General features: G+C 43.8%; 23 protein-coding genes and 1 other annotated feature. Of the genes, 22 read left to right on the top strand and 1 reads right to left on the bottom strand.

What is annotated here, in order from left to right; translation table 11 throughout:
• Nucleotides 1-185 precede the first annotated feature (185 nt).
• The 7 genes from ftsW (at nucleotide 186) to ftsZ (ending at nucleotide 6,509) form a co-directional block, all read left to right on the top strand.
• On the top strand, nucleotides 186-1,271 hold the full coding sequence (ftsW, locus tag MKY34_RS19050) for a putative lipid II flippase FtsW (protein WP_342512687.1): 1,086 nt from the start codon (nucleotides 186-188) through the stop codon (nucleotides 1,269-1,271).
• 21 nt (nucleotides 1,272-1,292) lie between these two features.
• The gene (locus tag MKY34_RS19045) at nucleotides 1,293-2,075 is read left to right on the top strand and encodes a cell division protein FtsQ/DivIB (protein WP_342512686.1); all 783 of its coding nucleotides are present in this window, start codon (nucleotides 1,293-1,295) and stop codon (nucleotides 2,073-2,075) included.
• The gene (locus MKY34_RS19040) at nucleotides 2,062-2,778 is read left to right on the top strand and encodes a DUF881 domain-containing protein (RefSeq protein WP_342512685.1); all 717 of its coding nucleotides are present in this window, start codon (nucleotides 2,062-2,064) and stop codon (nucleotides 2,776-2,778) included. The genes MKY34_RS19045 and MKY34_RS19040 overlap by 14 nt, the downstream gene beginning before the upstream one ends.
• A gap of 25 nt (nucleotides 2,779-2,803) precedes the next feature.
• Nucleotides 2,804-3,523: a DUF881 domain-containing protein gene (locus MKY34_RS19035; protein WP_342512684.1), complete on the top strand. Its 720-nt coding sequence runs from the start codon at nucleotides 2,804-2,806 to the stop codon at nucleotides 3,521-3,523.
• Between the two features lie 2 nt (nucleotides 3,524-3,525).
• On the top strand, nucleotides 3,526-3,897 hold the full coding sequence (locus MKY34_RS19030) for a small basic family protein (RefSeq protein WP_342512683.1): 372 nt from the start codon (nucleotides 3,526-3,528) through the stop codon (nucleotides 3,895-3,897).
• Nucleotides 3,898-4,000: 103 nt separating this feature from the next.
• Nucleotides 4,001-5,284 carry a cell division protein FtsA gene (gene ftsA / locus MKY34_RS19025; protein ID WP_342512682.1) on the top strand — a complete coding sequence of 428 codons (1,284 nt, stop codon included), beginning with the start codon at nucleotides 4,001-4,003 and terminating at the stop codon, nucleotides 5,282-5,284.
• A 46-nt stretch (nucleotides 5,285-5,330) separates the two neighbouring features.
• Complete coding sequence (gene ftsZ, locus MKY34_RS19020) at nucleotides 5,331-6,509, top strand: cell division protein FtsZ (RefSeq protein ID WP_342512681.1); 1,179 nt, start codon at nucleotides 5,331-5,333, stop codon at nucleotides 6,507-6,509.
• A gap of 115 nt (nucleotides 6,510-6,624) precedes the next feature.
• On the opposite strand, the gene MKY34_RS19015 is transcribed toward ftsZ, so the two are convergent.
• Nucleotides 6,625-6,891: a hypothetical protein gene (locus MKY34_RS19015; RefSeq protein WP_342512680.1), complete on the bottom strand. Its 267-nt coding sequence runs from the start codon at nucleotides 6,889-6,891 to the stop codon at nucleotides 6,625-6,627.
• A 180-nt stretch (nucleotides 6,892-7,071) separates the two neighbouring features.
• On the opposite strand from MKY34_RS19015, the gene MKY34_RS19010 reads away from it, so the two are divergent.
• The 15 genes from MKY34_RS19010 (at nucleotide 7,072) to MKY34_RS18940 (ending at nucleotide 20,415) form a co-directional block, all read left to right on the top strand.
• Nucleotides 7,072-7,926, top strand: a complete 855-nt coding sequence (locus MKY34_RS19010) for a sigma-E processing peptidase SpoIIGA (protein ID WP_342512679.1) — start codon at nucleotides 7,072-7,074, stop codon at nucleotides 7,924-7,926.
• Complete coding sequence (sigE, locus tag MKY34_RS19005; RefSeq protein WP_342512678.1) at nucleotides 7,916-8,626, top strand: RNA polymerase sporulation sigma factor SigE; 711 nt, start codon at nucleotides 7,916-7,918, stop codon at nucleotides 8,624-8,626. The genes MKY34_RS19010 and sigE overlap by 11 nt, the downstream gene beginning before the upstream one ends.
• 93 nt (nucleotides 8,627-8,719) lie before the next feature.
• Nucleotides 8,720-9,505: an RNA polymerase sporulation sigma factor SigG gene (sigG, locus tag MKY34_RS19000; protein WP_342512677.1), complete on the top strand. Its 786-nt coding sequence runs from the start codon at nucleotides 8,720-8,722 to the stop codon at nucleotides 9,503-9,505.
• Nucleotides 9,506-9,675: 170 nt separating this feature from the next.
• On the top strand, nucleotides 9,676-9,915 hold the full coding sequence (locus MKY34_RS18995; RefSeq protein WP_342512676.1) for a YlmC/YmxH family sporulation protein: 240 nt from the start codon (nucleotides 9,676-9,678) through the stop codon (nucleotides 9,913-9,915).
• Nucleotides 9,916-9,991: 76 nt separating this feature from the next.
• Nucleotides 9,992-10,687, top strand: coding sequence for a YggS family pyridoxal phosphate-dependent enzyme (locus tag MKY34_RS18990; RefSeq protein ID WP_342512675.1), 696 nt, complete (start codon nucleotides 9,992-9,994; stop codon nucleotides 10,685-10,687).
• On the top strand, nucleotides 10,684-11,136 hold the full coding sequence (locus tag MKY34_RS18985) for a cell division protein SepF (protein ID WP_342512674.1): 453 nt from the start codon (nucleotides 10,684-10,686) through the stop codon (nucleotides 11,134-11,136). The genes MKY34_RS18990 and MKY34_RS18985 overlap by 4 nt, the downstream gene beginning before the upstream one ends.
• 26 nt (nucleotides 11,137-11,162) lie before the next feature.
• Complete coding sequence (locus tag MKY34_RS18980) at nucleotides 11,163-11,453, top strand: YggT family protein (protein WP_342512673.1); 291 nt, start codon at nucleotides 11,163-11,165, stop codon at nucleotides 11,451-11,453.
• A 78-nt stretch (nucleotides 11,454-11,531) separates the two neighbouring features.
• Nucleotides 11,532-12,308, top strand: a complete 777-nt coding sequence (locus MKY34_RS18975; RefSeq protein ID WP_342512672.1) for a YlmH/Sll1252 family protein — start codon at nucleotides 11,532-11,534, stop codon at nucleotides 12,306-12,308.
• Nucleotides 12,309-12,398: 90 nt separating this feature from the next.
• Nucleotides 12,399-12,908 (top strand): DivIVA domain-containing protein, encoded by a 510-nt coding sequence (locus tag MKY34_RS18970; RefSeq protein ID WP_342512671.1) that lies wholly within the window; start codon nucleotides 12,399-12,401, stop codon nucleotides 12,906-12,908.
• Nucleotides 12,909-13,049: 141 nt separating this feature from the next.
• Nucleotides 13,050-13,268: a binding site (T-box leader), on the top strand.
• A 99-nt stretch (nucleotides 13,269-13,367) separates the two neighbouring features.
• Nucleotides 13,368-16,130: an isoleucine--tRNA ligase gene (gene ileS, locus MKY34_RS18965; RefSeq protein WP_342512670.1), complete on the top strand. Its 2,763-nt coding sequence runs from the start codon at nucleotides 13,368-13,370 to the stop codon at nucleotides 16,128-16,130.
• Between the two features lie 28 nt (nucleotides 16,131-16,158).
• Complete coding sequence (locus MKY34_RS18960; RefSeq protein ID WP_342512669.1) at nucleotides 16,159-16,512, top strand: hypothetical protein; 354 nt, start codon at nucleotides 16,159-16,161, stop codon at nucleotides 16,510-16,512.
• A 188-nt stretch (nucleotides 16,513-16,700) separates the two neighbouring features.
• Entirely contained in the window at nucleotides 16,701-17,177 is a 477-nt protein-coding gene (gene lspA, locus MKY34_RS18955) for a signal peptidase II (protein ID WP_342512668.1), read from the top strand.
• Nucleotides 17,177-18,097 carry an RluA family pseudouridine synthase gene (locus MKY34_RS18950; protein WP_342512667.1) on the top strand — a complete coding sequence of 307 codons (921 nt, stop codon included), beginning with the start codon at nucleotides 17,177-17,179 and terminating at the stop codon, nucleotides 18,095-18,097. The genes lspA and MKY34_RS18950 overlap by 1 nt, the downstream gene beginning before the upstream one ends.
• A gap of 475 nt (nucleotides 18,098-18,572) precedes the next feature.
• On the top strand, nucleotides 18,573-19,112 hold the full coding sequence (pyrR, locus tag MKY34_RS18945) for a bifunctional pyr operon transcriptional regulator/uracil phosphoribosyltransferase PyrR (protein WP_342512666.1): 540 nt from the start codon (nucleotides 18,573-18,575) through the stop codon (nucleotides 19,110-19,112).
• Between the two features lie 28 nt (nucleotides 19,113-19,140).
• On the top strand, nucleotides 19,141-20,415 hold the full coding sequence (locus tag MKY34_RS18940) for a solute carrier family 23 protein (protein WP_342512665.1): 1,275 nt from the start codon (nucleotides 19,141-19,143) through the stop codon (nucleotides 20,413-20,415).
• Nucleotides 20,416-20,471 lie beyond the last annotated feature (56 nt).

Below are 20,471 nucleotides of genomic sequence, written 5' to 3'. Positions count from 1 at the left end.
GTCTTATGCCGGTCGCATCTAAGCGAGTGCCTTGCGCTTTTCTTATTGTCTAGGCTCCAGCGCCTAGGGGCTTGGGTCGTTTCGGTCTTGCTGATAAAGGCAAAAAGCGCCTTTATCTTCAAGCCCTCCAACGCCTGTCACCCCTTCCAAGGCGCTTGCGCTTTTCTTTATAACTTTGTGGAAGGATGCGTTCACTGGAAGGGAAGTTAAAAACGTCATTTATCGTTTCGGCCGTGGCGCTGTCATTGATAGGATTGGCTTTTGTCCATTCGGCAGGTTCGTATTGGGGATTGGTTCATTATGCAGATTCCTCACCATTCATTGTCAAACAGGGAATTTACATGACCGTATCTATCGGGATAGCGCTTGTTATTATGAAAAGCCCATTGACATCTAACCCAAAGACATGGACCTATTGTTATATTTTGGCGGTACTGTTACTTGTTGCTGTCCTTATTCCAGGTGTTGGTGCTGTCCGCAATGGTTCACAAAGTTGGATTGCACTAGGTCCGTTTAGTCTTCAACCAGCCGAGTTTGTCAAAGTTGCACTTATCGGAAAACTGGCATGTAGTTTGAATGATACGAGTGGCAAGAAAATATTTCGGTTCAGTCATTTTGGATTGATTTTACTTCCGGCAACGCTGATTATGCTACAGCCAGATTTAGGCTCAGCAGTCATTATGATCGTGTCCGCTTTTGTGATTTTGTTCATCGCGGGTTATCCGTTAAAATTTTTCACTTTTCTCGGTGTGGGGGGCATTGGTGCTTTTATCGCACTTATTGCTGCGGCGCCGTATCGGTTGGATCGGATAAAATCCTATATTGATCCATGGAGTGATCCTCAAGGTACGGGTTTCCAAGGGATTCAGTCGCTTTTTGCCATTGCGCCTGGTGGTTTGGTTGGCCATGGTTATGGGAACAGTCGCCAAAAATATTTGTATTTACCTGAGCCACAAAATGATTTCATTTTTTCAATTATTGCAGAAGAGTCAGGCTTCATCGGTGCGACAATCGTTTTGCTACTGTTTGCGGTGCTATTAATATCCGCATTCGGGATTGCAATTCGAACACCGGGGCGCTATGCCTTATTGATGGTAGCGGGGATGGGCTCGATGATTATTTTTCAAACGTTTTTGAATGTTGGGGTTGTGTCGGGGCTATTGCCTGTAACAGGGGTGACGTTGCCGTTTATCAGTTATGGGGGCTCGTCATTGATGACGACTTGGATAGCAGCTGGCACGATACTCCATTTTGCGTCAGGTAGGAAATAGGGGGGAGAAGGAGGAGCGGAAATGGAAAAAGTAATAGATATTGAAGAGCGCATCCCATCTATGCGAAAGAAGCGCCGCAGAAGGACGAATAAGAAATTTTCGTTTGTGCTATTTGTATTTGTACTAGCGCTCCTCGTTACGCTCTATTTTCAATCGGCGCTTAGTGAAGTAGGAAAACTAACGATTAATGAAACGGTGCTCCATGAGTCACCATTTTACGAAGAGCAAAGCGGTCTTGCAGTCGGAGATGCACTTTGGGGATTCAGCATTGATGAGATTGAAAAGAGTCTTGGTGCGCTGGCTGGTGTAGAGCAGGTGACGGTCAAACGAAAATGGCTTCGAGATGTGGACATCCACATTTCTGAATGGGATACAGTCGCATATATCGAAGAAAAAGGGCAATATAGTTTACTGCTGGAAAATGGTGAGCTTTTTGCAACCGAATCGTTATTAGCGAAAGCACCTATTCTGAATGGCTTTAAAGACGAGGCCATTCGCAAGCGAATGACCAAACAATTGATGAAGTTGGATGAAGATGTGTATCATCTGATATCGGAAATCACTTTCGAAGGGACGAAGGATGATATCGATAGCCTGCGGGTCTATATGGATGATGGCTTTGAGGTTCGTGCCGTGATTTCAACATTTGCCGACAAGATGATGTATTATCCAGAGATTACTGCCCAATTGAATGGCTTAGAAAAAGGTGTCATTGATGTGGAAGTAGGTACATATTTCACGCCATTTAGTAAAGTATACGGGTTGATAAAAGAGGATGGTGATCCGGTTGATGAGGAAGAATGAGGAATACAAGAAGCGGGGGAGGCACATCTTATTTTCGGTAGTCTTTCTGGTACTTGGCTTCATCCTCGCTTTTTCGTATCGAACGCTCGGTATGCATGATGACAACGAAAATCATCAATCTGAAGCCTTTCTTCAAGAAGAACAATATCGAGAAGATTTGATCGCTCAGCAAGAGCGCAACAAGGAATTATCGGATGAATTGCTTGCCAAGCAAGAGGAAATACGTGAATTTGAACGTTCTTTCTCTACGAGAGAAAAGAATCATGAAGTCCTCGTTGAAGAGGCTGAAGACCTTCGCTTGCTGTTAGGTATCATTCCAGCCGTAGGACAAGGAGTTCGCATTACGTTACAGGATGCTGACTATGATCCTGTTGAACAGAATCCTAATGATTATATTGTTCATGAAAGTCATGTGCTTCGTGTGGTGAATGAGTTGCGTATTTCGGGTGCACAAGGATTGGCGATTAACGGGCAGAGAATTACATCGAGTTCCTATATCAAATGTACAGGCCCTGTGATTACAGTAGATGGGAGAACGTTTCCCGCACCTTTCGTCATTGAGGCAATTGGCGATATGGAGGTACTATCTTCCGCATTAAATTTAAAGGGCGGTGTGATAGACGGTTTGACTCGTGACAATATTGTTGTGACGACAGAACAGTCTAAGGAAATTCAGTTAACCGCGATACGAGATGAAGGCTAAACTTTACGGCTAGGAGGTTGGACGGATGGGAAAAACAATCCATTGGAAGTTTGCATGCATTCTACTGATTGTCGGATTTATGACCGCCGTCCAATTTAATACGGTGAAAAGTCCGAAAGAACGTGATACGCGGGATATTTGGGCCATTCGTAACGAGCTGGCTACGGAAAAACAATTGCATTCAGAATTGCTATCTGAAATTCGCGAATTCGATAAGACAATCAGTACCTACAAAACATTGAGTGAAGAAGATACAGGAAAGGCATTAGCGGAAACAGTGGACAAGCTTTTTCAACAAGCAGGTATGACACAAGCAATAGGGCCAGGTATTACGATTGAAGTGCGGCCATCACCAGAAAGTGTTGCATTCGGAACGCCGATTACCGGTATTTCGTCAGATTTGCTTACGCATTTTGTCAATGAGTTGAACCGCTTTAAGGGAATTATCCTTGAGATTGACGGGAAAAGATTTCATACATTGAGTTCCATTCGTGATATTAATGGCCTGACGGCTGTGAATGGTTTGCATGTTGCTACCCCCCCATTCTCGATAAAAATCATTTCACCTACATTGTCGGATAGTGAAAAGTTATACAATTATTTACTAGCATCGACAATCCACGATGATTTTTATCTCGATAATTTGATTTTGGATATTACGAAGCCGACGGTAGATGTGGAAATTCGAGGATGGTCGGAAAAGTTTGAAAATCACTTTTTACAGGAATTGCCGAAAGGGGAATAACTATGTGGTTGCCTTTGCTTGGACTCGTTCTCGGAATTTCACTGGGACTGTTGTCGGATATTCATATTCCGCAGATTTATAGTAATTACTTATCAATTGCTGTCCTTGCCGCATTGGACACACTTTTTGGAGGAATTCGCGCACATCTACAACAAGTGTACGATGATAAGGTATTTGTATCAGGATTCTTTTTCAATGTTGCACTTGCTGCTATCCTGGCGTTTTTAGGGGTTCATCTTGGTGTAGACTTGTACCTTGCTGCAGTGTTTGCATTTGGTGTTCGGTTATTCCAAAATATCGCCGTGATCAGAAGGATTCTTTTGACAAAATGGACGGAACGAGGAAAGAATTCGAATGCAAGTACTTCAGAATAAAGGATTTAAGTAGGATATGTCGAAAATATTTAAGACAATAGGTTTGTGATACAATAGAATGAGAAATAGAAAAGGTTAGAGTTGCAATAGGAGGTGCTAGTAATTGAGTCAATCAGAGTTATATGTATCACTCGATATAGGTTCTTCATCCGTAAAAGTGTTGATTGGTGAAGTAGGCGGAGGTGTGTTGCACGTTATCGGGGTTGGGAATGTTCAATCGGCAGGAATTCGTAAAGGGACAATCATCGACATCGATGCAACTGTACAATCCATTCGCAAAGCCATTGATCAGGCGGAACGGATGATTGGTATGCAAATTCGAGAAGTTATACTAGGCATCCCTGCCAATGGTGTATTGTTACAAGATGTCAAAGGAGTTGTCGCAGTAAACTCCGAAAATCGGGAAATAACGGACGATGATCTCGATCGGGTTATGCAATCGGCACAAGTTATGTCTGTGCCACCTGAACGTGAAATTGTCAATATTATACCAAAACAATTTATCGTCGATGACTACGATGAAATAAAAGATCCGCGTGGCATGATTGGCGTGCGTCTTGAGTTGGATGGCACACTCATTACGACTTCAAAAACACTCGTTCACAATATTTTACGTTGTGTGGAACGCGCAGGGCTTGTCATTCGCGAAATTTACCTACAGCCACTGGCGGCAGGCACATTTGCCTTGACAGAAGACGAGAAAAATCACGGAACGGCCTTCATTGATATTGGTGGTGGTTCCACAACAATCGCCATTTTTGGAGAAAATCGTTTGATGGCAACTGCGGTTGTACCTGTAGGTGGAGATCATATTACAAAAGATCTTTCAATTATATTGAAAACGCCAACAGAGCAGGCAAGGAAAATTAAACACCAATATGGACATGCATTTTACGACGATGCATCAGATGATGAACTGTTTGAAGTGCCGGTTATTGGAGCTGACTCAAAGGATCAATATAGTCAGCGCTATATATCAGAAATTATTGGTGTGCGGCTAGAGGAACTATTCGATCTCATTTTAGAGGAGTTTTATAAAATGGGGATTCGTGATTTACCAGGTGGTATCGTGTTGACTGGGGGAATTACGAAGCTAGATGGACTTCTTCAGTTGGCGAGGCACGTGCTCAAGACGCGTGTTCGTATTCATACCCCTGAATATATAGGTGTAAGGGAACCGATGTATACGACTGCAGTTGGGCTCATTCGTTATGCTGATATGCAGGATACGTATTTTGGTCATGTTGCAGATACACCAACTGTTACAGCGGTTGAAGAAGTACTACTGGACACTGCTTCTAAGAAAAAAATGGCAGATCCGAATAAAGAAAAATCACCGGGAATTTTTAGTAAGGCAAAGAAAGTATTCGATAATTTCTTTGAATGATTACGATGATAGATAGAATGTTCGAAATGGATTAGGAGGAGAGACAATGCTGGAGTTTGATACAAATGTTGACGCGCTCGCGGTTATTAAAGTAATCGGTGTGGGTGGCGGTGGAAATAATGCGGTCAATCGAATGATTGAACATGGTGTACAAGGTGTAGAGTTTATTGCTGTGAATACAGATGCACAGGCGTTGAACCTTTCAAGTGCTGAGGTGAAATTACAAATAGGCGGTAAGTTAACGCGTGGTCTTGGAGCGGGTGCAAACCCAGAGGTCGGGAAAAAAGCAGCTGAAGAAAGCAAAGAGCAACTAGAAGAAGCATTGCGCGGAGCAGATATGGTATTCGTTACAGCGGGTATGGGTGGCGGTACGGGAACGGGTGCGGCACCTGTCATTGCACAAATTGCTAAAGATCTCGGAGCACTTACTGTTGGGGTTGTGACTAGACCGTTTACATTTGAAGGACGGAAACGTTCTACGCAAGCAATCGGCGGCATCACGACGATGAAAGAATCTGTAGATACGCTCATCGTGATTCCGAATGATAAGCTCCTTGAAATTGTCGACAAAAATACACCGATGCTCGAAGCGTTCCGCGAGGCGGATAACGTTCTTCGTCAAGGGGTTCAAGGTATTTCCGATCTCATCGCTGTACCAGGGCTTATTAACTTGGACTTTGCTGACGTTAAAACAATTATGTCTAACAAAGGCTCAGCGCTTATGGGGATCGGGATGTCAACAGGCGAAAACCGTGCAGCAGAAGCTGCGAAAAAAGCGATTTCAAGCCCATTGCTTGAAACTTCAATTGATGGAGCAAAAGGCGTATTGATGAACATTACAGGCGGTTCAAACTTGAGCTTGTTTGAAGTGCAAGAAGCCGCAGATATCGTTGCTTCCGCATCGGATGAAGATGTCAATATGATCTTCGGTTCGGTCATCAATGATAATTTGAAAGATGAAATTATTGTAACGGTAATTGCGACTGGCTTTAACGAAGAGCAACTCGTCAATGCACGACCTGCTAGAAGTGCAGGATTCGGCGCAAGCCGCCCGCAGGTACGTGAACAGCAACCGGCTTCATCGGCACCACAGGGAGTGCGTGAACCGCGTAGAGAAGAGGCGCCGCAGTTCCAACAACAGGAACCACCGGCCCGCCAGCAACAAAGTAACCAGCAAGAGGATGCGCTTGATATCCCAACATTTTTACGCAATCGTCGCCGCTAATTAAGTTGTAGAGATGATGCGTGTCAAATAACAATCGAGGAAGCCACCTTATAGGTCCTTTATGGACTGATAGGGTGGTTTTTTGTTCGTAAAGAAGTGCTTTTATCTTCATATCTCATGTTTGTTTATCTTCATTCAGCAAATCTTTTTGTACTAAAAGCGAAGCGTCAGCTACAGAAAACTCCCACCTCGACAGGTAGCGAGATGAATGTGGTTTTGTTTTTCTGTTCAGGGGGTGTTCAAACGCTTGCTGAACGATAAGGGGTACGCAGGCTAAGGTCGCCACGTCCAAAGAAAGGTGCCTTAATTTCTGCAAAAAGCGCAGAAACACGGCAAATCGAACCCTTCGCTGTTCGATTCGCAACGACTGCATGACCAACATCCTGTTGGCCCCAAGCTCGAAAAAATCTGGACGCAATTACGCCGAGGTGTAATTGATAGTGAGTGTAGAAGAGTGGATTATACATGCAATATCTGTCGATGATTTCATGGAATTTCATCCCCGTTCCGACAAACATTTCAATGTGCAGATGTTATCGTTAGTTTCAAGGGAGGGTGGGCCATGTACGGTGAACTCATTGTAGGTGTGAATATGCTGTTTAATTATGCAGTGTTGTCATTTGCAAACAAGGTGGGGAACGTTCAAGCTGCTCGAAGACGTCTCTTGTTTGCTGCTTTTGCAGGCGCATTGCCTGTCGCTATTTTTCCATCATCTGTTGCTGTCGTGATTGCTTCTTTTGTTTGTATGACCATTTGCGCTTTCGGTAAAAATTTTGAGCCATGGAAAAAATCAGCGCTCATGGTACTGATAGGGGCGGCATTTGCGGGGGGCGTATTAACGGCTTTTCAATTTCGTATCCAAGCAATTGGCACATCGCTGACGGTTTTAACTTATGCAGTAGTTGCTTATGTTGCCTTGTATTTCATGAAAAAGAAATGGCTCGATGTCCGAACGTTTCGTCGCTTATCAACGTTGAGAGCATCGTCCACCCTGTCGATATGGGATGCGGATATTGAGTTAGAGGTGTACGTCGATTCGGGCAATAGCTGTACAGAGCCGTTATCAGGCGCACCTGTTCATTTTTTGTCATTTAAAGCAGTGGAAGCACATATCCCTGCGGATCTATCGGAAGCATTGCTTGCTTGGGATCCACAAGGGACACCTTCGATGGCGGCATTTCCGTCAGCTTATCAAAAGTCGCTGCGTTTAATTCGATTGATGACGGTGCAAGGTCAGTCGTGGGCGGTAGGTTTGAAGTTTGACCAGTGGACAGTAGGTAAGAGCGGTAGGTTGGAACCGGGTTATGTAGTGTTAACGAAAAACGACCGTCGTTATCCGGACGGTGCACAAGCCATTTTACATGTATCTGCAATGGAATCCATCAATCAAGAAGGGGGAACTGTCCATGTTGCATGAGTTGAAGAAGTGGATGTCGGTGATTGCTACCTTTTTTAAACGGAAAAATGGTACATACTATATCGGAGGTCATGAATCGCTTCCGAAGCCATTGACCCGAGAAGAAGAGGCTGAAACGATTCGGGCTTTTATGGAAGGTGATATGCAGGCGCGCGATACGTTGATTGAAAAGAACTTGCGACTCGTTGTATATATTGCCCGTCGTTTTGATAATACCAATACACATATCGAAGATTTAATTAGCATAGGTGCTATCGGGCTTATTAAGGCGATCGAAACCTTTAAGGTCGATAAAAATATTAAATTAGCCACCTATGCATCACGTTGTATTGAAAATGAAATTTTAATGCATTTGCGTAAAACCAATCGAACGCGTTCGGAAATTTCTTTCGATGAGCCGCTGAACTCAGATGCAGATGGGAATGAATTGCTGTTGTCGGATATTCTTGGAACAGACGAGCATATTATCATTGACGATGTTGAAAAGAAAATTGCGCGACAGCATATGATTGAAGCAATTATGACATTAGATGAACGCGAGCGCTATATTATGGAATGTCGTTTTGGATTGACGGGTCAAATCGAAATGACACAAAAGGAAGTGGCGGAAATGCTTGGCATTTCACAGTCTTATATTTCACGACTCGAAAAGAAAATCATTACTGATTTGCGAGACAGATTGAATCATCCAATTGCATGATGGGTGAAATTGGAGAAGGCATTTCCCGCATATTCTGGGTGACTGCGGACAGACTATTTGTACAGTCATCTATAGAATACGGAGGAAACGCGAATGGTACGTACAAGGGTGGAAATATGCGGAATTGATACGTCCGAATTACCATTACTCACGAATGAAGTGATGAAAGCAACTTTCATTAGGTTACAAAGTGGGGATCATTCGGCGAGAGAAGAACTTGTGATTGGTAATTTGCGACTGGTATTAAGTCTCGTTCAGCGGTTTGCTTATCGCGGAGAACAGGCGGATGATCTCTTTCAAGTGGGGTGTATCGGCCTTTTGAAATCCATTGATAACTTTGATTTGAAACACAATGTCCGATTTTCAACGTATGCAGTGCCGATGATTATTGGAGAAATTAAAAGGCATTTACGGGATCATCACTCCGTGCGCGTATCTCGTTCACTTCGGGATATTGCTTATAAGGCCATTAAAGCGAAAGAGCAATTCATCAATGATCATCAACGCGAGCCTAAGCTTTCAGATCTCTCGGAGATAACGGATATTCCCGCAGACGATATTCTGTTTGCGCTTGATGCTATACAAGATCCGATGTCACTCCATGAGCCAATTAATGGTGAAGGAGGAGACCCAGTGTTTATGATGGACCAGCTACAAGATAAAACGGTTTCAGAAGAGCGCTGGTTGACGTATGTCTCTGTTAAAGAGACGGTATCGGGTATGGATGAACGGCAACAGGCCATTCTTTCTAAGCGATTTTATTTGGGACAAACGCAGACTGAAATTGCGAAAGAGCTTGGCATCTCACAGGCACAAATATCGCGATTGGAAAAAAATGCGGTGAAAATTATTCGAGATGGCATGGATCAGAAAATATAATTTGCTGCATAAAAGATACTATTTGTGGATAGTTGATAACAAGAAAACGCAATGTGCTATTGGCATTGCGTTTTTCTTTTTTTAGGTAACTTAAGTTCGCCGTATCCCATGGTGCAAGTTGCATACCGGCATCCTGCAGGCACATATAGTCACTATAAGGAGGGGTTGTGATGAAGTTTTCGGAAATTCAAAAGAAGGAAGTCATTGATGCGACCAAAGGGACTTTTCTAGGGTTTGTTCAAGATGCTACCATCGATATTGCGAGTGGGAAAATTGATTCTTTGCATATCGGGGGAGGGGAACGTAGTAGCTTTTTTGAAGGGAAAGATAAGGAGTCGAAAAAAGTTCGACTTGAAGATGTTACGACAATCGGAAAAGATATCATCCTTGTCGGCAAAAAAGGATCGTGAGAAATGATTTTTCATTGATATGTAAGCGTTCGATTGGTACAATGGAAAGAACTATTGATGAAAAGTAGTGATAAACGTGGCTAATTTACAACAACGGATTCAGGAAATTGAACAAAATATACAAGCTGCCTGTCAACAGGCGGGACGTGACAGATCAGCGATTACGGTTGTTGCTGTTACAAAGGAAGTTTCAGCAGCAAGAGCGTCTGAGATGATAGAGGCTGGCTTTGATCAGCTAGGCGAAAATCGCCCGGAAGTGCTACTTGCGAAACAGCAAGAGATTGAAACGGGCGCAACTTGGCACTTTATCGGGAATGTTCAAAGCCGAAAAGTGAAAGACGTCATTAATCGAGTGGATTATTTACATTCTGTGGATCGACTCAGTCTCGTCAAAGAGATTCAAAAACGAGCTAGTCAGCCCATCGATTGTTTCATTCAAGTTAATGTATCAGGAGAGGCGACTAAATCAGGCGTCGCGCCTGATGAACTTCAACAGTTCATCGAAGAAGTAGCGAATTACGATAAAGTTCGTGTCATTGGCTTGATGACGATGGCACCTTTCACAGAGGATATGGCGATGATTCGTACTGTTTTTCGCTCGTTAAGAGAACTACGTGATGAAATCTCAGCACTGCAATTGCAATATGCACCTTGTACACAATTGTCTATGGGAATGTCAAACGACTATAGTATCGCAATCGAAGAAGGTGCTACCCATGTCAGAATTGGGACAGCGCTTGTCGGAGGAGCGGAGAGCGAGGGAGACGCATGAGCATAAAAAATAAGTTTGAGAAATGGTTTTATCTTGATGACGAGGAAGTGGAAGTACAACAACAGCCAAGACGTGAGGAACCACGCGTTGCTCAGCAAGAACCACAGCCAAAGAAAGTACCCATGCGCAAGCAATCGGTAGGGGAAGGGCAACAAACGGGGACGGTGGTTAGTTTGCAAAGTGTCCAAAAATCGTCTAAAGTTATCCTTGTCGAACCACGTGTTTATGCTGAGGCTCAAGATATCTCCGAGCATTTGAAAAACAAGCGAGCCGTTGTCGTTAATTTGCAACGGATTGAACGCGATCAGGGAATTCGAATTGTCGACTTCCTGAGTGGTACAGTCTATGCGCTTGGTGGCGATATTCAGCGTATTGGCACAGATATTTTTCTTTGTGTGCCTGACAATGTGGAAGTTGCGGGTGCAATTACCGATTACTTTGAACGATAGAAATTGAATGAGGTGTACGAGTTAGCATGATAGAAACGATTTTGTTACTTTATACGTGGATCAATCAAGCAATTAACCTGTATTTGATACTCCTATTTATTTACATTTTGATGTCTTGGGTTCCTTCTACTCGGGAAACAAAGTTTGGTAAAATTCTTGAAAAAATCGTTGAACCTTACTTGGCGTTCTTCAGACGTTTTATCCCACCACTAGGGATGATTGATTTCTCGCCAATTGTTGCGATTTTAGTGTTAAATCTATTGATCAGAAGCGGTGTTCGCGAAGTATTCAATTTGATTTTGAAATTCGTTTCGTGATTCATATTTGGGTAAATGCTTAAAATAACGATGTGGTCCTCACTTAGGTGAGGATTTTTCTTTAAGGGGCCGAGTTAGATGGAAACGATCATGCAACATTTTAGAAAAGAGGAGCAGCCTTTTATCGAAACGGCTATTGGCTGGGTTCGCGAGGTGGAAGATACCTATGCACCTAAGTTGACTGGGTTTCTAGATCCGAGGCAGCGATTTATTGTAGAGGCGGTAGCTGGGGGAACTGGATTATTGGTTGCATCTTCTGGTGCTTTTTCTGAAGCGGAACGGCAGCGGGTTTTGCTCTATCCGGATTATTATGTTCCGAATGTAGATGACTATCAAATCACGGTCGTTAACGTAAAGTATGCATCGAAGTTTCTGACCTTGGAGCATAAGGATGTGCTTGGATCGATGATGTCCCTCGGTATTGACCGTTCGAAGTTTGGCGATATTCGAATCGGCGATGACGAGGTGCAGTTCGCGATTGCAGATGAATTGAAGGATTATATGACGGCGAATTTCATCTCGGTCGGTAAAGTAAAAGTGACCGTGGAAGCAGTTCAAGATGCACATACATTTATCGATTCAACGGATACTTGGGTTGAAGAGATGCATATTGTTAGCTCATTGCGTTTGGACGTCGTCGTTGCGGCATTGATGAATATTTCGCGTCAAAAATCAGCATCTCTCATTCACGGTGAAAAGATTAAAGTGAACTGGGCTGTGCGCAACCAGCCGTCTTTCGAACTGCATGAATTGGACATGCTATCGCTCAGAGGAGCAGGTCGATTTAAAGTGTTGGCTATCGAGGGACGGACGCGTAAAGATAAAATTCGGTTGATGATGGGGAAGTTGGAATAACTTTTCAGATAATTGTTTGAGAAAAGGCTGTTTTCTCGGGGCTCAAACTGTATAATAGAAATTGAACATGTTAAAGGGGAGATGCATCAGATGGCTCTATCACCACTTGATATACATAACAAAGAATTCGGCCGTGGATTTCGTGGATATGACGAAGACGAAGTAAATGAATTTCTAGAACAAGTAATGAAAGACTATGAAAATGTACTTGAAGAAAACAAGGCATTGAAAAATAGTTTGAAACAATCACAAGAGCAAGTCTCTCACTTTAATTCGATTGAAGAGACGTTGCATAAATCGATTATGGTTGCACAAGAAGCTTCGGAAGATGTCCGCCGAAATGCGATGAAAGAGTCCAAACTGATCGTTAAAGAAGCAGAGAAAAATGCAGATCGAATTGTTAATGAAGCCCTTTCGCGTGCACGAAAAGTATCAGTGGAAGTGGAAGAACTGAAAAAACAATCGAAAGTGTTCCGCACACGTTTTAAAATGCTTATCGAAGCACAACTCGATTTGATTGAAGCGGAAGACTGGGATAATTTACTTGAATATGAACTGGATGCGGAGCAATTAGAAATCGCAGCGGGAAAAGAAGAGTAAAACTGTTTTGGAGTAGTCGTAATGAGTAGCTGTGATGTGAAGAATCGGCGCTTGACTTTTGACTTCGTTCGCACATATAATTGTGACCATATATAATGTTTTAGCAGATGTTGTTTTGATTCATAATAATTGCTATATAGAAGATAGGCGTCGAAAGAGACAGTAATTTCTGATTTCAGTATGCAGCGAACCGGGGATGGTGAGAGCCTGGTCAATGAAACAGGGATGAAAATCACTCTTGAGCTGGATTGCGGAAGAATGTACGCAGTCCCGGAAACACCCCGTTATGGTGTCTGAGTGGCAACAAATTCGTTTGTTGCAAGTAGGGTGGTAACGCGAGAATAATTCTTCGTCCCTTTTTGGGATGGGGATTTTTTTTGTTTTTCAGGGACAAATAAGTCGAGTGAATTGTCATGGTCGGCTTATGCACACTGTTCCACATTAAAAGGAGGAATACAGATGGAGTACAAAGACACATTACTAATGCCTAAAACAGACTTCCCAATGCGTGGAGGTTTACCAACTAACGAGCCGAAGATGCAAGAGAAATGGGAAGAGATGGACATCTACAAAAAAGTGCAAGAGCGCACGCAAGGACGTCCATTCTTCGTATTGCACGATGGACCACCATATGCAAACGGCGACCTGCATATGGGCCATGCGATGAACAAAGTATTAAAAGATATGATTGTTCGTCACAAATCAATGACGGGCTTCCATGCACCGTACGTTCCAGGTTGGGACACACATGGTTTACCGATTGAGCAAGCGCTCGTTAATAAAGGCGTGAAGCGCAAAGAGCATTCACTCGCTGAATTCCGTAAGATGTGTGAAGACTATGCCTATGGACAAATCGATAACCAGCGGACACAATTCAAGCGGATTGGGGTTCGCGGTGATTGGGATAACCCATACATCACACTAAAGCCTGCATTTGAAGCGCGTCAAATCCAAGTTTTTGGTGATATGGCGAAAAAGGGCTACATCTATAAAGGACTAAAACCGGTTTACTGGTCTCCATCAAGTGAATCTGCACTTGCAGAGGCAGAAATCGAATACCAAGATAAAAAATCACCATCGATCTACGTTGCATTCCCTGTCAAAGATGGCTTAGGCGTTCTTGATACAGATGTAAAATTCCTCATCTGGACAACGACACCATGGACAATTCCGGCAAACCTTGGGATCTCTGTACACCCAGAATTCACGTATGCAATTGTCAATACAGGCGAAGAGAAAATTCTTATCGCGAAAGATCTTGTTGCTTTCGTGGCAGAAGAACTTGGCTGGGAAAACCATACGATTGAGCGCGAGCTGAAAGGTTCAGAATTGGACCGCGTTGTGGCACAGCATCCATTGTATGAGCGTGATTCATTAGTTATGCTTGGCGAACACGTAACGGCTGAAGCGGGAACAGGCTGTGTTCATACAGCGCCTGGTCACGGGGAAGATGACTTCTACGTGTCGAAATCTTACGGTATTGACGCACTTTCACCGATTGATGACCGTGGGGTTATGACAGAAGAAGCACCTGGTTTCGCAGGTTTGTTCTACGAAGATGCCAATAAAGCTGTAACGGAGGCGCTTGAAAAAGTAGGCGCATTGAAGAAATTATCCTTCATCACGCACTCGTATCCGCATGATTGGCGTACAAAGAAGCCGGTTATCTACCGTGCGACTGCACAATGGTTTGCTTCTATCGAGTCATTCCGTACAGAATTGCTTGATGCAATCAACAATACGAAATTCACGCCATCATGGGGTGAGACGCGTCTGTATAATATGGTGCGCGATCGTGGAGATTGGTGTATTTCTCGTCAGCGCGTATGGGGTGTTCCAATTCCGGTCTTCTACGCAGAAAACGGCGAAGCAATCATTACAGATGAAACGATTGCCAATGTCTCAGAATTGTTCCGCGAACATGGTTCAAACGTTTGGTTTGAAAGAGAAGCGAAAGATCTTCTACCAGAAGGCTTTACACATGAAGGTAGCCCGAATGGTCTCTTTACAAAAGAAACGGACATTATGGACGTTTGGTTTGACTCAGGTTCAACACACCAAGGTGTGTTAGTAGAACGCGATGACCTTGTTTACCCAGCGGACTTGTATTTGGAAGGATCTGACCAGTATCGTGGTTGGTTTAACTCTTCATTGACAACAAGTGTTGCCATCAATGGCCATGCACCTTATAAAGGTCTACTAAGCCATGGTTTCACGCTGGATAAAGATGGACGTAAAATGAGTAAATCACTCGGAAATGTCATTGTCCCTTCGAAAATTATGAACCAGCTTGGTGCAGATATTCTTCGCCTTTGGGTATCGTCTGTTGATTACACAGCGGATGTACGAGTGTCTGATTCGAACTTTAAACAAGTGTCAGAAGTGTATCGTAAAATCCGTAACACGTTACGTTTCCTACATGGGAATACATCGGACTTTAATCCGGCGACAGATGCAGTGGCATTTGCTGATTTACGTCCAGTAGACAAATACGTCTATGTGAAATTACAGGATTTAATCAAAGAAGTTCGCGAAGCATATGACAACTATGAGTTCGCAAGCGTCTACCACGCAATCAACAACTTCTGTACGGGTGAACTGAGCTCGTTCTATCTTGATATTGCGAAAGATGTTGTCTATATCGAAGGTGTTGACCATCATCATCGTCGTGCAATGCAGACAGTGATGTATGAAACACTGATTGCGTTGTTGAAAGTATTGACGCCAATTTTACCGCATACAACAGACGAAATGTGGGCATATATCGAGCATGAGCACGAGGAAAGTGTACAGCTGACAGATATGCCGGAAGCGCAAGATCTTGGAGATGAAGCACAAGCATTGCGTGAACGCTTCGCGACATTGATGCTCGTTCGTGATGATGTGTTGAAAGCATTGGAAGAAGCAAGAAATGCAAAAGTCATTGGGAAATCGCTTGAGGCGAAAGTGACGGTTGCACTTCCTGAGAATTTACAAGGAATCTTTGCGGCAGAGGATATCGATTTCGCACAATTCTTCATCGTTTCGAAGTTTGTGGAAGGCGACTCTTCAAATATGCCTGAGGGCACGTTGCAATTAGATACAGTTAAAGTCCTCGTTGAACAAGCTGACGGTGACAAATGTGACCGTTGCTGGACGATTTCTGAAACAGTTGGTCAGGATGAAACACATGCAACAATCTGTGCGCGCTGTGCGGACGTTGTGAACAAGTATTACGCGTAATACCTATAGTGGCTGTAGCGGGTCTTTCATGAAGATTCGCTACAGCCGCTTTTTATCTTCATTCAGCAAATCTTTTTGTACTGAAAGCGAAGCGTCAGCTACAGCAAACTCCCACCTTGATAGGTGGCCAGATGAATGCGGTTTTCAGTGGGTATTCAAACGCCGGCTGAACGATAGAGGTACGCAGGCTAAGGTCGCCACGTCTAAAGAACGGTGCCTTAATTTCTGCAAAAAAGCGCAGAAATACGGCAAAACGAACCCTTCGCTGTTAGATTGGCACCGCCTGCATGACCTTCGTCGTGCAGGAAGTACTAGTGCCGATAATGCCACAGGAAGTGGAAATGGCGTTTTTGTCGGCCGGCGGATGTCACAGATTTTTTAGAGGAGCTTTGGAAGGCAACCGAAGTTCGCCGCGTCCTGCGACAACAGTTGCATGACCTACTTCCTGTAGGCCCTAAGCTCGAAAAAAGTCTGGACGCAATTACACCGAGGCGTAATTGATAGTGAGTGGCATCGCTGTATCTCTATGTGGTAAAATAATACGTAATCTGTTGGACGGGGGTATCGGGATTGTTTATTTATTACGGATTGGCGGCATTCGTCATTATTTTAGATCAGTTGACGAAGTGGCTTGTCGTTAAAAACATGGAGCTTGGTGAACGCATTAGTATTGCAGACCCTTACCTAGGCCTGCTCTCGCATCGGAATAGAGGAGCCGCATGGGGCATGCTAGAAGGGCAAATGTGGTTGTTTTATATTGTGACAGTCGTCGTTGTAGTGGCGATTGCTTATTATTTTCATAAAGAAGCAAAGGGGCAACCTCTTTTTGCGGCTAGTTTAATGTTCCTGCTTGGTGGGGCAATCGGCAATTTTATCGACCGGTTGTGGCGTAAAGAAGTGGTCGATTTTGTTGATGTCATGATTCCAGTCGTGAACTATGACTTCCCGATTTTCAATATAGCTGATGCAGCACTAACTGTTGGTGTGGTGATGGTGATTATTCACATCATTATCGATGAAAAAAAGAATAAGAAAAAGGTGTCGTAATGGAGAAGTTTGAAATTGAAATAACAGAGGAACATGCAGGTAGTCGAATCGACAAAGCATTGACGACCGTTAATGCAGAATGGTCGCGAACGCAAGTCCAGCAATGGCTGAAAGAAGGGCTAGTCCTCGTAGATGGCGTTCAAGTGAAGCCGAATTATAAAGTGAAACAAGGCGATTGTATTGTGGTAGAGGAACCAACACCAGAAGAACTCGATATCGTTGCGGAAGACTTAAACCTGGAAGTTGTCTTTGAGGATAAAGATGTCCTTGTGGTCAATAAGCCGCGTGGGATGGTTGTGCATCCAGCGCCAGGGCATCCGTCAGGGACACTCGTCAACGGCTTAATGCATCATTGTACAGATTTATCGGGCATTAACGGTGTCATGCGTCCAGGAATTGTTCACCGAATTGATAAAGATACATCAGGGCTATTAATGGTTGCTAAAAATGATGTGGCGCATGTGTCTCTAGTGGATCAGCTCGTTGCAAGATCAGTGACACGAGTTTATACGGCACTTGTGCATGGGCATATCCCACATGATAATGGCACAATTGATGCACCAATTGGTCGTGATCAACGCGATCGTCAAAGCATGGCCATTACCGATAAAGGGAAGCATGCGGTGACGCATTTTAAAGTGCTTGAGCGATTTGGCAATTACACACTTGTGGAATGTCGATTGGAAACAGGTAGAACGCACCAGATACGTGTGCATATGAAATACATTGGTTATCCACTCGTTGGCGATCCGAAATACGGACCGAAAAAAACGCTCGATTTTGGCGGGCAAGTTTTGCATGCGGGAACGGTTGGATTCAACCACCCTACAACGGGAGAATATATGGAGTTTACAAGTCCACTGCCGGAGGATTTTCAGGCACTTGTCGAGAAAGTGCGAAAAGGCGTTGACAACTCCTAACTTCCAGCGGTATACTGAACAAAGAAATTGAATAGCGATACCTTTAACATCAGTCCAGAGAGGCTGGGAAGGTTGCACGGATGTACTGAAGGGCTACTGCGCGTAGTGTCTTCGTACGGTTTTTTCTGCACATATACCCTCCCGCCATCCAAGGCAGGAGGGTTTTTTACTTGAATTGGCGAAAGTTCAAGCTCTCTGCCGATTTAAGTTAAGCCTCCGGCGGATGTCACAGATTTTTTATCTTCATTCAGCAAATCTTTTTGTACTGAAAGCGAAGCGTCAGCTACAGAAAACTTCCACCTCGATAGGTGGCGAGATGAATGTGGTTTTGTTTTACTGTTCAGTGGGTGTTCAAACGCCGACTGAACGAAGATAAAGCCTTCGGCGGATGTCACAGATTTTTTTCGAGCTCGCTCGAAAAAAATCTGGACGCAATTACGCCGAGGCGTAATTGATACAAAAGGAGGGGCCGATCGTGGCGGAAAAAGCGATTATTTTAGACGAACAAGCAATTGGTAGAGCAATCACACGGATTGCACATGAAATCATTGAACGCAATAAAGGGATTGACGAGTGTATTCTAGTAGGCATTAAAACAAGAGGTGCCTATTTAGCAAAAAGGCTTGCGAAGAAAATTGAGCAAATCGAAGGCAAATCGATTTTACAAGGAGAACTCGATATTACACTTTATCGAGATGACCTGCTTCCGAAACATGATAACGATGAGCCGCTTGTCCAACAAGTTGATATCAAACATAATGTGACGGACAAAAAAGTGATTCTTGTGGACGATGTACTCTATACGGGAAGAACGGTGCGCGCTGCAATGGATGCAGTGATGGACCTAGGCAGGCCCGCATCAATTCAGCTAGCTGTCCTCGTAGACAGAGGGCATAGAGAATTACCAATCCGCCCTGATTTCGTAGGGAAAAACATTCCGACGTCAAGCGATGAGCGTGTCGTTGTTAGTGTACAAGAAACGGATGGAAAAGACGGCGTTTCCATCCATTCATAAAAAAAAGGCAGTGCGGAGGCAATCAAGCATGAATGAAAAAGTATTGGATGTCCATGAAAAACCAGCAGCGAGTAAATGGCTCATTCTTAGTTTGCAACATATGTTTGCGATGTTTGGCGCAACGATCTTAGTACCTCAACTAGTTGGACTAAGCCCAGCAATCGCTTTGTTAACAAGCGGTATTGCAACGATCGTGTTTATCATCGTGACGCGATTCCAAGTACCAGCTTACTTAGGCTCATCCTTCGCCTTCATCATCCCGATTCAAGTTGCAACGAAAACGGGCGGTATCGGCAGTGCGATGATTGGTAGTATGTTTGTTGCGCTTGTGTACGGCATCATCTCACTGCTCATTTGGAAGACGGGCTACAAGTGGATTATGAAAGTGTTGCCACCGATTGTTGTGGCACCTGTTATCATCGTAATCGGTTTAGCTTTGTCACCAACTGCTATTAATATGGCAAGCACAATTACCATTGACGGTGAATCTGTCTACAGCATGTTGCACTTCTCAGCGGCACTTGTCACACTAGCAGCGGCAATCATTTGCTTAATGTTTTTTAAAGGGATTATCAACTTAATGCCAATCCTTATCGGTATTATCGTTGGCTACATCTACTCAGCGGCGATTGGCATATTGGATTTTACAAAAGTGCTAGAAGCAAAATGGTTTGCCATACCAGAAATGCTCATTCCGGGCATCGATTATGACTTTGTGATTACACCAACACTTCTACTAGTGATGGTACCCATCGCAATCGTGACGATTTCCGAGCATATCGGTCATCAGCTTGTACTCGGTAAAATCGTTGACAGAGATTACATACAAAATCCTGGATTGAATCGTTCCTTACTAGGAGACGGGATAGGAACACTTATCAGTGGTCTTGTCGGTGGCCCACCGAAAACGACATACGGTGAAAATATCGGTGTACTTGCCTTAACACGTGTCTATAGTGTCTATGTGATTTTGGGAGCGGCAGTATTTGCTATCGCCATTTCCTTTTTAGGGAAAGTAATGGCACTCATTGCGACTATCCCAACAGCAGTACTTGGAGGGGTATCGATTCTGTTATTCGGAATCATCGCTTCGTCTGGTTTGCGTATGCTCGTCGATCACAAAATTGACTTTGGCAATCAGCGTAACCTCGTCATTGCATCCGTAATCCTCATTATTGGAATCGGAGGAGCATCGATCAGATTCAGTGACACTTTCCAAATTGAAGGAATGGCACTAGCGGCAATCGTTGGCGTTGTACTCAATTTAGTATTACCAGGAAAAACGAATGAAAGCTTGGCTTGATTCAGCCGAAACCCTGGCTGAATCAAGCCAAAGCCTCCGGCGGATGTCACAGATTT

The organism is Sporosarcina sp. FSL K6-1522 (assembly GCF_038622445.1).
Taxonomy (GTDB): domain Bacteria; phylum Bacillota; class Bacilli; order Bacillales_A; family Planococcaceae; genus Sporosarcina.
Note: the sequence above shows the minus strand (reverse complement) of the source record. Positions and strands in the feature narration are given on the sequence as shown.

Coding starts and splice junctions, on each gene's coding strand:
- ftsW (WP_342512687.1), top strand. CDS start 186: ATGCGTTCACTGGAAGGGAAGTTAAAAACGTCATTTATCGTTTCGGCC.
- MKY34_RS19045 (WP_342512686.1), top strand. CDS start 1,293: ATGGAAAAAGTAATAGATATTGAAGAGCGCATCCCATCTATGCGAAAG.
- MKY34_RS19035 (WP_342512684.1), top strand. CDS start 2,804: ATGGGAAAAACAATCCATTGGAAGTTTGCATGCATTCTACTGATTGTC.
- ftsZ (WP_342512681.1), top strand. CDS start 5,331: ATGCTGGAGTTTGATACAAATGTTGACGCGCTCGCGGTTATTAAAGTA.
- MKY34_RS18995 (WP_342512676.1), top strand. CDS start 9,676: ATGAAGTTTTCGGAAATTCAAAAGAAGGAAGTCATTGATGCGACCAAA.
- MKY34_RS19040 (WP_342512685.1), top strand. CDS start 2,062: ATGAGGAAGAATGAGGAATACAAGAAGCGGGGGAGGCACATCTTATTT.
- MKY34_RS19010 (WP_342512679.1), top strand. CDS start 7,072: ATGTACGGTGAACTCATTGTAGGTGTGAATATGCTGTTTAATTATGCA.
- ileS (WP_342512670.1), top strand. CDS start 13,368: ATGGAGTACAAAGACACATTACTAATGCCTAAAACAGACTTCCCAATG.
- MKY34_RS19015 (WP_342512680.1), bottom strand. CDS start 6,891: ATGTTGGTCATGCAGTCGTTGCGAATCGAACAGCGAAGGGTTCGATTT.
- MKY34_RS19030 (WP_342512683.1), top strand. CDS start 3,526: ATGTGGTTGCCTTTGCTTGGACTCGTTCTCGGAATTTCACTGGGACTG.
- sigE (WP_342512678.1), top strand. CDS start 7,916: ATGTTGCATGAGTTGAAGAAGTGGATGTCGGTGATTGCTACCTTTTTT.
- MKY34_RS18970 (WP_342512671.1), top strand. CDS start 12,399: ATGGCTCTATCACCACTTGATATACATAACAAAGAATTCGGCCGTGGA.
- MKY34_RS18950 (WP_342512667.1), top strand. CDS start 17,177: ATGGAGAAGTTTGAAATTGAAATAACAGAGGAACATGCAGGTAGTCGA.
- sigG (WP_342512677.1), top strand. CDS start 8,720: ATGGTACGTACAAGGGTGGAAATATGCGGAATTGATACGTCCGAATTA.
- MKY34_RS18940 (WP_342512665.1), top strand. CDS start 19,141: ATGAATGAAAAAGTATTGGATGTCCATGAAAAACCAGCAGCGAGTAAA.
- MKY34_RS18960 (WP_342512669.1), top strand. CDS start 16,159: ATGAAGATTCGCTACAGCCGCTTTTTATCTTCATTCAGCAAATCTTTT.
- MKY34_RS18975 (WP_342512672.1), top strand. CDS start 11,532: ATGGAAACGATCATGCAACATTTTAGAAAAGAGGAGCAGCCTTTTATC.
- MKY34_RS18980 (WP_342512673.1), top strand. CDS start 11,163: ATGATAGAAACGATTTTGTTACTTTATACGTGGATCAATCAAGCAATT.
- MKY34_RS18985 (WP_342512674.1), top strand. CDS start 10,684: ATGAGCATAAAAAATAAGTTTGAGAAATGGTTTTATCTTGATGACGAG.